Genomic DNA, 12258 nt, shown 5'->3' on the forward strand with positions numbered 1-12258 from the left:
CTTATAAAAACAATCATGAAACAAACTATCAACTATAAAATTCCTTTATTACTTCTTGCTACCTCTGTACTAGCAATTAGCTGTAAAGACAGAAACAAACAATATTTTGACACCAAATATGTAAAACCCGAAATTGTAAAAGAAGCCTCTTCTGCAGTTTCGTCACCAGAAGAAAGTTTAAAAAAATTCTACCTTCCTAAAGGTTATAAAATAGAATTGGTTGCTAGCGAACCTATGATAGATGAACCTGTAACCATTGCTTGGGACGGAAACGGTAAAATGTATGTGGCAGAAATGAACACCTATATGCAAGATGTTGATGGCTCTGGAACCAATAGATCTATTAGTAAAATTAAACAATTAATAGATACTGATGGTGATGGTAAAATGGACAAAAGCACTGTTTTTATAGATAGTTTGCTATTACCTCGTATGATTCTGCCTTTAGACAACGGAGAATTAATTGTAAACGAAACTTATTCTTACGATTTATGGAAATACACAGACACCAACCATGATGGTGTAGCTGATAAAAAAGAAAGAGTATATTACAATCCTAGACGTAGAGGAGGTAATTTAGAACACCAGCAAAGTGGATTACTTTGGAGTTTAGACAACTGGGTATATACGACCTACAATCCATTGCGTTTTAAATTCACAAAAGACAGGGTTATAGCAGACACTGTAGCCAACATGCCTAGCGGTCAATGGGGATTAACACAAGATGACTTAGGAAATTTATTCTATTCAACTGCTGGAGGAGAAAACCCTGCTTATGGATTTCAACAACCTCCTATTTATGGAGATTATAGTCCCAAAGAAAGATTAGAACCAGGCTTTATGGAAACGTGGCCAATTGTAGGAACACCTGACGTACAAGGAGGTCCTTTTAGATTAAAAAAAGATGGAACCTTAAATCATTTTACAGGAGTTGCAGGCCAAACAATTTACAGAGGCCATACATTACCAGCCAATATGTATGGAGATTTATTTATACCAGAACCTGTAGGAAGGTTTATTAGAAGAGCCAAAGTTAAAAATGTAGATGGGTTAAAAGTATTATCAAACGCCTATTATCAAACAGAATTTTTAGCTTCAACAGATTTAAATTTTAGACCTGTATGGTCCGAAACAGGTCCTGACGGAGCTTTATACGTAGTAGATATGTACAGAGGAATTATTCAAGAAAGCAATTGGACTCGTAAAGGAAGTAAAATTAGACCTGTAATAAAACGTAAAAAATTAGATAAAAATATTGGTAGAGGTAGAATTTATAGAATTGTACACGAAGAAATTGAGCCAGACAAACAACCTAAATTATTAGATAAAACCTCGTTAGAATTGGTAGATTATTTAGGTCACAGAAACGGATGGTATAGAAATACTGCTCAAAAACTAATTATTTTAAGACAAGACAAAAAAGTTATTCCTAAATTAAAAGAAATTGCTTTAGATAACGAAAGTTTATGGAGTCGTTGGTTTGGAGCCAACAAAGATTACGGATTAGAAAGAATTCATGCGCTATGGACTTTAGAAGGACTAGAAGCGATTGACAAAGCATTACTTAAAGAAAAATTCACCGACAAAGATGAACGCGTTCGTTTAACAGCTATTAGAATTTCTGAAAATTTCTTAAAAGAAAATGACGATACTTTTTTTGAAGCTTACGAAACATTAGCTACAGATTCTTCCATAGAAGTTGTCAATCAAGTAGCTCTAAGTTTACGCTTTAGCGATTCTAAAAAAGCAACTAGCTTGTTAAAACAAATTCAAAGAAAAAACACAGATAACAAAGTAATCTCTCATTCTGCAACAGAAAGTTTGAAAAAAGATGATGAACGACTAGTAGCTTTAAAAGAACGTATTAAAGATAGAACCAACAATCATATAGCTAATATTTTAAGAGGATACGACATATACAATCAACTATGTACTACTTGTCACGGTCCTGATTTAAAAGGTGCAGAAAATGAAGATGGTTCACGTGTAGCACCACCTTTGTTGGGAAGTCCTAGAGTAAAAGGAGATATTGATCAATTGGCCAAAATTTTATTACATGGTCTAATTGGTGAAGTTGATGGGAAAGATTACGGAGTTATGATGTCTTTAAAAAGTAATGACGATGCATGGATTGCAAATGTATTAAGCTACGTAAGAGCTATGAATAATGAAGAAGCTGTACAAAAATGGCGTATTTCCAAAGTAAGAGAAAGAAATAAAGATAGAACAGATTATTGGACCCTAAAAGAGTTAAAAAAATCTAAAAAATAAGCTAACCCAAAAAAAACGTATGAATATTATAAAAGGACCCGCTATATTTTTAGCTCAGTTTGCTGGTACAGAAGCTCCATACAACACCTTAGACGGTATGTGTGGTTGGGTATCTAAACTCGGCTATAAAGGAATACAAATCCCTACATGGGAAACAGGTTTGATAGATTTAGATTTAGCCGCTAGTAGTCAAACTTATTGTGATGAATTAAAAGGTAAAGTAGCTTCTTACGGACTAGAAATCACAGAATTATCTACGCATTTACAAGGACAATTAGTTGCCGTAAATCCTGCATACGATAGTATGTTCGATAATTTTGCTCCCGATGCCTATAAAAACAATCCTAAAGCTAGAACTGCTTGGGCGGTAGACCAATTAAAAAAGGCTGCCATTGCTAGTAAAAACTTAGGAATAACCGCTCATGCAACTTTTTCAGGTTCGCTCATGTGGCACACTATGTATCCTTGGCCACAAGCTCCAAAAGGATTGGTAGAAATGGGATTTAAAGAACTAGCAGACAGATGGATGCCTATTTTAAATACTTTTGATGAAAATGGTGTAGATGTTTGTTATGAAATTCACCCCGGAGAAGATTTACATGATGGTGTTACTTTTGAACGCTTTTTAAAAGCAACAAACAACCACCAAAGAGTAAATATTTTGTACGATCCTAGTCACTTTGTTTTGCAACAATTAGATTATTTAAAATACATAGATTATTACCACGAATACATTAAAATGTTCCATGTAAAAGATGCTGAATTTAATGCTTCTGGAAAAACAGGAGTGTATGGAGGTTATCAAGATTGGAAAGACCGTGCCGGTAGATTTAGATCTTTAGGTGATGGACAAGTAGATTTTAAAAGCATTTTTTCTAAACTTACTCAATACAACTGTAATGTATGGGCAGTAATGGAATGGGAATGTTGTTTAAAATCTCCTGAACAAGGTGCTAAAGAAGGAGCTCCATTTATAAGCCAGCATTTAATAGATGCTACCGAAAAAGGCTTTGATGATTTTGCTGGAGGTGCAGAAGATCCTGCTGCTCTTAGAAAAATATTAGGCATTTAAGTTTTAAGAAAAAGAGAGAGTATGTAAAAGGAGCAGTAAGAAATTACTGCTCCTTTTTTATCTAAAATTATGTTCTTTATCACTCTTGGTCTTTATTATATCATCAACTAATAATGAAAGATAATCATTAAAAATATAATCACCTTCTTCATTAACTTGAGGACATTTTAACGATAGTTTGTAATTCCTTATTACTCCATAATGACTTTCTTTTCCTATGACCCTATCTATATTTACCAACGTATCAAAATAACCTTGATAATCTTTATAGTACATAATATTTATATTTACCACATTTTTGTTTGTAAACACTTCATTTAATATTTTTCTATCCGATACTCCACAAGAATGACCTATTACAAATACATTAATTTTATTTACTAAATCACTTCTTCCTCTTAAAGCCTCCATAAACTCAAACAACTTATTCTCACAATTGGTTTGCTTATAATAATATCGTTTGATGTTTTTCAAAAATTCATTATTATTTCTATCAATTAAAAGTTTGGTTTCCTCTTCTGTAGGTGCATAACCGAAAATAATAGGATTCACTGTACAACTTAATTGTCCATGGAAATTTAAGACCTCTACATGCTCTATTTTATCTTTATACAAACGTTCAAACGTATTGGTATAATTAAAGTTGAGTATTAAATTATCTCTATCCTTCCCTACTCTTTCAAAGAAAGAAGAGAATTCGGAAATGGCATTATCTTCTTTATTAAAGAGACCTAAATATGTTTCTAACTCTTTTTTAACTTGAGTTAATTCTGTATTCAATTTTATTGGACTTTCTCTAAGCGTAGGGTCTAGCGTTTTATTTAGCAATTCAAAGTACAATACTTCTATATCACACCATTTATTAATATTCGTTTGAGATATAATTTCTTTTAAAAATTTATTTTCAACAAAAATATCATATTTTAAAAGCACCTTATTTTTAGTCATTTGATAAGAAGTATTATTTCCTTTAGCAGTAACCTCTACAGAACTATTCATCCAAAGAATTTTTCCTTTAGCATCTCTAATATTAACAACTGTTATCAATTTACTACTACTTTCAATCAACCATTCTACAAAAGATGTATAATCTGTATTATATCCGTGAGCTAAATCAAATCCGTTCCCTATAATAAATATGTTTTTCATTTATGCAATTTTGTCAATACCTAAAGATAATAGATGTTCTGTTTTTACACATCATCATATATAAATACTTATGCACACATTCCTCACAACTTTGCGTATCTTTGCAGCACTAGTAACATCTATATATGACATTTAAAGACCTACAGCTTAACGCTAAAATTTTAAAAGCAGTTTCTGAACAAAACTACTCTACTCCTACTCCTATTCAAGAAAAAACCATTCCTTTGGTTTTAGATGGAATAGACGTAATAGGTTGTGCACAAACAGGAACAGGAAAAACGGCTGCTTTTGCCTTACCTATTTTAGAAAGATTATTCAATCTTGCCGATGCTAAAAAAGGAGAAAAACAAATTAAAGCTTTAATTGTAACTCCAACTCGCGAATTAACCATTCAAATAGAGGAGAACTTTAAAATGTATAGTACTTATACCAACCTTAGAACCGCTTCTGTTTATGGAGGAATTTCTATAGAGCCTCAAATAGAGTTGCTAAAAAAAGGAGTTGATATTTTAATTGCTACTCCAGGTCGTTTGCTAGATTTACACAAGAGAGACATTTTAAATTTAGATTACATACAAACATTGGTGTTAGATGAAGCAGACATGATGTTGGATATGGGATTTATTGATGATGTTAAAAAAATAGCACGTTTGTGTCCTCCTAAAAAACAAACTTTATTGTTTTCTGCAACCATGCCTCCTAAAATTGATGCTTTGGCAAACGAATTGTTAACAGAACCTGAAAAGGTATCCGTATCTGTTCTGTCATCAGCAGCAAAAACGATTAGTCAGGAACTGTATATGGTGCCAAAACCTCAAAAAATAGAATTGTGTTTGCATTTATTACGTAACGATTTACGTGGAAACATGATTATTTTTAGACGTACTAAATTTGGTGTAGACAAACTAGAAGAAACTTTACTAAAGAACAAATACAAAGTAGACACCATTCACGGTGATAAAACTCAGGTAGCTAGAACCAAAGCCCTAAACAAGTTTAAAAACAACGATGTAAATATTTTAATTGCCACCGATGTGGCTGCTCGTGGTATTGACATTCCAGATTTAGACATTGTGATCAACTTTGATTTGCCAAACATTCCAGAAGCTTATGTACACAGAATTGGTCGTACAGGTAGAGCGGGTAAAGAAGGTAGAGCTTTGTCTTTCTGTTCTGCAGATGAAAAAACATATGTAAAAGAAATTCAGCAATTGTTAGGAAAATTAATTCCTATAGAAGAAAATCATCCTTATCCTTTAGATCCTGCTGCCAAACCAGAAGTACATAAAAAACAAGGAAGTAAATACAAAAAAGGACGTAAATCTGTAGGCTCAAAAGCCAAAAAGAAACGTTGGTATTAATAGTTACACGTTAGAATTAAAAGAAAACACTATGCATATTCTGTATTACACCTTATCTTTTATTTTAATGCTATGTACATTTTTACCTTTGGTAAAACATCAATACTGGATCTTTAGAATTGCCAGTTTTGCTAGAATCCAAATAGCTATTTTATTGGTGCCTATTTTGGGCTTAGGTTTTTACATACATACAACACCTTGGTATCTTGTTTCTTGTATTCAACTACTTTTAGGTGTTTCTTTGTTGCATCAGTTAATTATTTTAGCCCCTTATATTAATTTTTCTTCTCCCAAAAAAGAAACCCAACAAAACAATACTATTTCAATTATATCGGCAAACGTTTATCAATACAATCAGAATTATGATAAATTAATTAACCTTGTCCGTGCACAAAAACCCAATATTCTTTTAACCTTAGAAAGTAATCAGAAATGGGAAGATGCTTTAACTATTTTAGATACAGACTATCCTTATCAGCATAAAATAGCCTTAGAAAATACTTATGGAATGCATTTCTATACAGATTTAGAGGTAGAAAAAATAGAAACCCATTATTTTGTTGCTGATGATATTCCCTCTATAGAGGTTCATTTAAAAGATAAAAACGGAACTCTTTTTGTGTTTTATGGAGTGCATCCTCCACCAGCATCGCCCACAGAAGAACCTAACTCCAAAGAAAAAGATGGAGAACTTGCTGCTTTAGCTAAAAGAATAAAACAAGAAACATTACCAGTGCTTATTACAGGAGATTTTAACAGTGTAGCTTGGTCTAGAATTACTAAAATATTCACCAAAGTTTCTGGTCTTAAAGATGCCCGAAAAGGAAAAGGATTTATTGCTACTTTTCCTGTAAAATATCCGTTGTTTAGAGTTCCTATAGATCTATTATTTCACACTGCTCACTTTAAAACTCACACCTTAACAACACTAGCATCTATAGATTCAGATCATTTTCCACTATATATAGAATGTTCTTTAAAGTCTAATCCTAAAACGACAACATCGTCTAAAATTTCTTTAGAAACCAAAGAACATGTAGATGAATTGATTCAGAAAGGAAAAGATGAAATTTCATTTCAAAGATAGGAATTACTAACTTTTCTATTTTTCCGTTATCATTTTTCGTTAGCGCACACACCTTAATAAAACAAACATATATCATTGTTATATTAACAAATTCACTAAAAAAAACTTATATTCTATTGAATTCAACATTAGACATCCTTGTTTACACCTTTAATTAATAGTTTTGTGTACAAACTAAAAACAACATTTATGCTATACTTTTTACAAAAAAAGAGCAAATATTTATTTATACTATCACTGTTGATGGTACTATTTAGTAATGCTCAAGACAAAAAAATAAAAATTACCGGACTTATTTTGGATCAAACAAATGAAACAGTTCCTTTTGTTACTGTTGGAATTGTAAACAAAAGTATTGGTACGGCAAGTACCGAGGATGGTGAATTCTCATTATTAGTCTCTAACAATGAATTACAAGATACCTTATATGTTTCTTCTTTAGGATTTGATACATATAAAATTAAAGTAGATGAATTTTTAGCTAAAAAAGACAAATATATTGTTTTAATAGACAATGTAGTGAACCTTACTACTCTAAAATTATTAACTCCAAAAGAGTATGTTGTAAATGCAATAAAATTTCTTAAAAAGAACACACTTAGCAAAACTCACGTAAAAGAAATTTTATATAGAAGAGCGGCTTCGGAAGATGGAAAAGCAAAATTTTGGGTAGAAAATTACATTCTTTTAAAAGACAGAGGTCCTGCTAATTGGATGGGAACTATTCAAGTAACCGAAGCAAGAAAATCTGCAGACTACAGATATTGGAAGCGTACCCAATGGAGACACTCTATTGCAAGTATGCACGAAGTAAACCCTTTTACGCCAAGTGACTCTGAACACTCTAGAAACTTAAAAAAGTTTACTTGGAAAAAAACAGGAAATTCATCTTACGAAGGAGAAGATGTCTTAATTTTAGAAGGAACAAACCCAGATAAAAAATGGGAAAAATTAACTTTGTACATAGGTATTGACAGCTACAAAGTTTACAAAATAGAACGAGGTAAAACATTGTATATATATAAAAAACATAAAAGCGGAAAAGTACATTTAAGTTACTTTAAAAATGAGTGGAGTTTTCCAAAACACATGGTTCCAAGAGAATTAATAGGAACACCTGCAGAAACTTTAAATTATAGAATGGAAGCTTTTGTTCTAAATGTAGTAACCGATAAAAAGAAAACTCGTATTCAAGAATATGGTATCGATAAAGATATGGGATCTCTAGATTTACCTTATCATCCTGAATTTTGGAAATCTTTAAACATGCCACCAGACACTAAGTTTTACTTAAAAAACAAAGAAGAAATAGAAGGTTTGTATGGAGTTCCATTAGAAACACAATATGAACTTGTAAATCAATAATCATTATTTAATCAAAAACCAGAACAATTATTGTTCTGGTTTTTTTATAATAACTAATTAACAAACCGCCAAGAAACAACTTCAGAAATAAAACTAAACCTTCTAGAAGATTTTAGAACCGTTTCTTATACCATACATAGACCATTAAGTACAAGAAACTCCACATTAGTCCCCTATCAACAAGAAGATGTTTAGAAATAGAACACCAAATCAGTCTTATAATTTTTGGAGTATTTAGATTTTACTTTTATGACAGATTAGATATCTATATAAAAAAAGCGATGAATTTTACATTCATCGCTTTTTTATTTCTATAGCGTACTTAGTTATTTTTTAAACACTCCTTTAGCAAAACCACTACCGTGACTTGCAGACCATAAAATATCTTTATCAAAAGGATCAAAACCTAAACCTTCTATTTTATCTGCTTGACCTAAACCGTAATTGCTTTTGTTCCAAGTTTTACCATTGTCTCTAGAAATATAAATCCCCGCATTTAAATACTTTGTCTTTTTATTAGGAGCTACTACTACTCCAATATAATCTGTATCTAAATCTGAAACGGCGATTCTATTGGTGTTAGGCATGTCAAAAATTTTCTCCCAAGATTTTCCTTTATTATAACTTCTAAACACTCCACCATCACCTGGTTTTGTATTCCCATCTCCAGTGGCAATGTAAAGCGTTCCTTTTTTATCAAACTTTACAAATTTTACACTCGTTGCTCCTTTAGGTAGTTTTACTTGCTCCCAAGAATCACCGTTATTAGCACTTTTAAACAAACCTCCAGGAGTATTGTTAGTTGATGTAGCCAAAGCCGCATAAACATTCTTATAATCTTCATCATAAGATAAGTTGGTTACATTAGGATTGTTTGGCAAACCGTTATTGTTATTTTCCCATGTTTTACCTCCATCTTTACTTTGATAAACTCCATGTGCATCAAACGCATCATATTTTCTATTGTTTTTTACCCACATAGATGGATGCCATCCTCTTTCTGTTTGAGAAGGAACACAAAACAAAATATTGTTTGGAGTATCTTTATCTACCGCAATGCTAAACAAATACAACAAATTATTAGATTTCATATCTTTAATAGGCTTAGACAGTGTTTTCCATGTCTTACCTCCATCTACAGATTTTCTAAACGTTCCTGCATTTCTTTGTCTGTTGGTTAAAGTATAATAGGTTTGAGAATCGTTAGGATCTACCGTTAAAGCCGTAATACTTACTGAGTTTTTGGAATAGTCTACTGATTGTCCTTCTATTTGCTTTAAAGCCGTAGCACCTTTGTATACTTTATCTCCGTCCAAAGTACTTTTCCAAATTCCATGTTCTTCTGTATAAAACAAGTATTGTCCTTTTTCTTTGGTATCTAAATTCAATCCAAAACCTGGCAAATTACTGGCTCCACGTCCTACCCAATTCCCGCTTCCAGGACTTGTTTCATCATCATCTATTTGATTCCAAGTTTCTCCATGATCTTTAGAAATTAAATGTTGTTGCTCGTAACAAATAATCACTTCACCATCGGCATTAGTCTGCATCAATCGCACTCCAATAGTTCCATCATTCTCATTTACTTCACTTAAATGGGCAAATGTTGCGTTTAAACCTAACGGATTGTTTAAAGACTCCCAATATGCTTTATCTTGTTTGTCTGCCCAATATTTACCAGCTCTTAAAGCTACGGTCCACGTTTTTCCACCATCTAAAGTTCTCATCAATTCACCAGGTCCAAAACTAAAATCGTGTTTTAAGTTATTAGATACATAAATTTCATTAGGGTTTTTAGGGTTGATGGCAATTCTATTAAACACAGGTAATGTTTTTGCAGGATATTCTGGAGCTGCTTTGCGCATATCTCCTAAAGATTTTCCAAACCAGTAACTAATTGCTTTGTAATATGTCCAGTTTTTAGTTTTGATATTTATTTTTTGCAAGTTGTAATTCTCACTTAAATTTCCTGTAATATTTGTCCACTGAGCACCCCCATCGGTACTTTTATAAACACCTCCAGTAGCAACGGTTGTGTTGTTTTTAAGCTCATAACGTGTTTGTAGCACACAATACAAACTAAACTCCTTTGTTCTTTTATTGTAGTAAGACGTTAAATCTCTAACATCATTATAAGGTAAACCTGTTTTGATTTCTTGCCAAGACTTACCTGCATTGCTAGATTTATACAAACCTACATTAGACAATACATAAATATTTTTAGAGTTATTAGGGTCTATAACAATTCTACCTACATCTAAATCTTTAGATACATTGGTCATTATTTTTTGCCAAGTTCTCCCTTCGTTAGTTGTTTTTAAAATATAACCATATTCTGTATAATTTACTTTGGTTCCGTGTGGATTTTTTAAACTTCGGTGTACATTTTTTACTTTCCAATATTGTCCACCACCTACATACCAAGTTTTTTTATTGTTGGGATCTATAGTGGCTACAGAAAACTTTTTTTCTCCAGGAAAATTAGGAACGGGAGTCCAAGACACTCCCCTATCTTTAGTTATTTTTACTTCGCTTTTTTCTAACATAATACCATAATCAGCATCTTGTACAGAAAAAGCGATCCAATTAGGACGAACATCACTGCCTCTTCCATCAAAATCATTTAGGGTTACCCAAGACTTACTTTTATTTTCTGTTCTATAAGCATTTCCCATGTCATAATTTAAAAACATCACATCTGGATCTGTAGGATGAATGAACAAATCTTCGCTGTATCCAGAATTTCCGGGTCCTATAAGTGTCCATTTTAAACGCTCATCGCTACTCACTTTTTCTGTTTGAAGCTTTTTAAAATACGCAGTGTTTTGCGCAAAGGTTGTAGACTGAGCTACAACCAAAAGGGCAACTATTAGTTTTTTCATTTTTAATTGGTTTAAGAACTCTAAAACTACCTAGGATTCCTATAAATGGAGAAAACAAATGGTTTATTAAAAGAACACTATCGTTTTTTTTAATAAAAAGACAACCATTTCATAGAACCATCAACACAGAATTGTTCTTTTTGACTTACTACAGTCCTATTTTGACACAAACTATTATCAAAATCCTAAAAAAGATATATTTGATTCAATTATTTAAAAAACAAACTATACCATGAATTTCAAAAAAATCTTATTCGTATTCGCTTTTATTATTTCTACAACTGCATTTTCTCAAAAATGGGCAGAAGATCAAGGTCAGAAATTAACAGATAAATTAAATACAACATTGGTTTCTACTAATGATGATTTAAAACTGACAATAGAACAAGCTTCTAAAATTAAAGATGTTTACACAAACTTGATGGTAGAAAAATCTAAAGTAAATGTACAAATGAAAAAAGAAGGGACATTTAACAAACAAGCTTTTTGGAAAGCTACCTTCCCACAACAAAAAGCTGCAAACCAAAAAATTAGAGAAATTTTATCTGTAGCACAAAAACAAGCATTTAACGCTAGTTTACAGAAATAAGAAAAAGAATTTGTAAAGAAAAAGGGAGCTAAATTTTAGCCCCCTTTTTTTTATGGTTTAAACAGTGATAGTTATCTTTTTAACAAAGCATCTAAAGAATATTTACCAGAACCGTTTATAAACAATACAGCATAAACAGCTAAATACAAAATGGCTTTTTCTTGTGTACCAAAACTATCTGCCATGTGAAGGTTTAAAGCTACCATCATAGTTATTAATAGAGGTATTAAAGCCAAACGGGTTAACAGTCCAAAAATTAACAATACAGAACATATTACTTCTGCAAAAACAGCCAAGCCTAAAGAAGCTGTTGCTCCTATTCCAATAGGGTCTAAAAATTTAATTTCTCCACCACCAAATAAGGTATTCCATTTTCCCAATCCGTGACCATACAACATGGTAATACCAAATGTGACACGCAATACTAAAATAGCAAAATTAACTCCTAACGATTTATTCCCTAATACTAGTTTTTTCATTCT

At 32.0% G+C, this 12258-nt stretch carries 9 protein-coding genes; 6 read left to right on the forward strand and 3 right to left on the reverse strand.

The features are described from left to right. The first annotated feature begins 15 nt into the window (after positions 1-15). Together GGR97_RS07600 and GGR97_RS07605 are read left to right on the forward strand one after the other, a co-directional pair. Positions 16-2271 carry a DUF7133 domain-containing protein gene (locus GGR97_RS07600; protein ID WP_167897922.1) on the forward strand — a complete coding sequence of 752 codons (2256 nt, stop codon included), beginning with the start codon at positions 16-18 and terminating at the stop codon, positions 2269-2271. A 19-nt stretch (positions 2272-2290) separates the two neighbouring features. After that, positions 2291-3343: a sugar phosphate isomerase/epimerase family protein gene (locus GGR97_RS07605; RefSeq protein ID WP_167897923.1), complete on the forward strand. Its 1053-nt coding sequence runs from the start codon at positions 2291-2293 to the stop codon at positions 3341-3343. A 57-nt stretch (positions 3344-3400) separates the two neighbouring features. Here GGR97_RS07605 and GGR97_RS07610 read toward each other — a convergent pair whose 3' ends face one another. Then, entirely contained in the window at positions 3401-4492 is a 1092-nt protein-coding gene (locus GGR97_RS07610; RefSeq protein ID WP_167897924.1) for an AbiH family protein, read from the reverse strand. A 125-nt stretch (positions 4493-4617) separates the two neighbouring features. Between GGR97_RS07610 and GGR97_RS07615 the strand changes: the two genes are divergently transcribed. From GGR97_RS07615 to GGR97_RS07625, 3 genes are all read left to right on the forward strand, one after another. Beyond that, on the forward strand, positions 4618-5853 hold the full coding sequence (locus GGR97_RS07615; RefSeq protein WP_167897925.1) for a DEAD/DEAH box helicase: 1236 nt from the start codon (positions 4618-4620) through the stop codon (positions 5851-5853). A 31-nt stretch (positions 5854-5884) separates the two neighbouring features. Then, the gene (locus GGR97_RS07620) at positions 5885-6940 is read left to right on the forward strand and encodes an endonuclease/exonuclease/phosphatase family protein (protein WP_167897926.1); all 1056 of its coding nucleotides are present in this window, start codon (positions 5885-5887) and stop codon (positions 6938-6940) included. A gap of 189 nt (positions 6941-7129) precedes the next feature. Continuing rightward, the gene (locus GGR97_RS07625) at positions 7130-8305 is read left to right on the forward strand and encodes a carboxypeptidase-like regulatory domain-containing protein (protein ID WP_167897927.1); all 1176 of its coding nucleotides are present in this window, start codon (positions 7130-7132) and stop codon (positions 8303-8305) included. Between the two features lie 326 nt (positions 8306-8631). Here GGR97_RS07625 and GGR97_RS07630 read toward each other — a convergent pair whose 3' ends face one another. Then, positions 8632-11187: a VPS10 domain-containing protein gene (locus tag GGR97_RS07630; RefSeq protein ID WP_167897928.1), complete on the reverse strand. Its 2556-nt coding sequence runs from the start codon at positions 11185-11187 to the stop codon at positions 8632-8634. A 232-nt stretch (positions 11188-11419) separates the two neighbouring features. Between GGR97_RS07630 and GGR97_RS07635 the strand changes: the two genes are divergently transcribed. Continuing rightward, on the forward strand, positions 11420-11776 hold the full coding sequence (locus GGR97_RS07635; RefSeq protein ID WP_167897929.1) for a hypothetical protein: 357 nt from the start codon (positions 11420-11422) through the stop codon (positions 11774-11776). 71 nt (positions 11777-11847) lie between these two features. Here the strand turns inward: GGR97_RS07635 and GGR97_RS07640 are convergent, their stop codons facing one another. Further along, positions 11848-12255, reverse strand: a complete 408-nt coding sequence (locus tag GGR97_RS07640) for a DoxX family protein (protein ID WP_167897930.1) — start codon at positions 12253-12255, stop codon at positions 11848-11850. Positions 12256-12258 lie beyond the last annotated feature (3 nt).

It is taken from the genome of Wenyingzhuangia aestuarii (genome assembly GCF_011927765.1).
Taxonomy (GTDB): Bacteria; Bacteroidota; Bacteroidia; order Flavobacteriales; family Flavobacteriaceae; genus Wenyingzhuangia; species Wenyingzhuangia aestuarii.

Bases quoted from the DNA above. Each gene is read 5' to 3' on its own strand.
- GGR97_RS07600 (WP_167897922.1), top strand. From the start codon at position 16: ATGAAACAAACTATCAACTATAAAATTCCTTTATTACTTCTTGCTACC.
- GGR97_RS07605 (WP_167897923.1), top strand. From the start codon at position 2,291: ATGAATATTATAAAAGGACCCGCTATATTTTTAGCTCAGTTTGCTGGT.
- GGR97_RS07610 (WP_167897924.1), bottom strand. From the start codon at position 4,492: ATGAAAAACATATTTATTATAGGGAACGGATTTGATTTAGCTCACGGA.
- GGR97_RS07615 (WP_167897925.1), top strand. From the start codon at position 4,618: ATGACATTTAAAGACCTACAGCTTAACGCTAAAATTTTAAAAGCAGTT.
- GGR97_RS07620 (WP_167897926.1), top strand. From the start codon at position 5,885: ATGCATATTCTGTATTACACCTTATCTTTTATTTTAATGCTATGTACA.
- GGR97_RS07625 (WP_167897927.1), top strand. From the start codon at position 7,130: ATGCTATACTTTTTACAAAAAAAGAGCAAATATTTATTTATACTATCA.
- GGR97_RS07630 (WP_167897928.1), bottom strand. From the start codon at position 11,187: ATGAAAAAACTAATAGTTGCCCTTTTGGTTGTAGCTCAGTCTACAACC.
- GGR97_RS07635 (WP_167897929.1), top strand. From the start codon at position 11,420: ATGAATTTCAAAAAAATCTTATTCGTATTCGCTTTTATTATTTCTACA.
- GGR97_RS07640 (WP_167897930.1), bottom strand. From the start codon at position 12,255: ATGAAAAAACTAGTATTAGGGAATAAATCGTTAGGAGTTAATTTTGCT.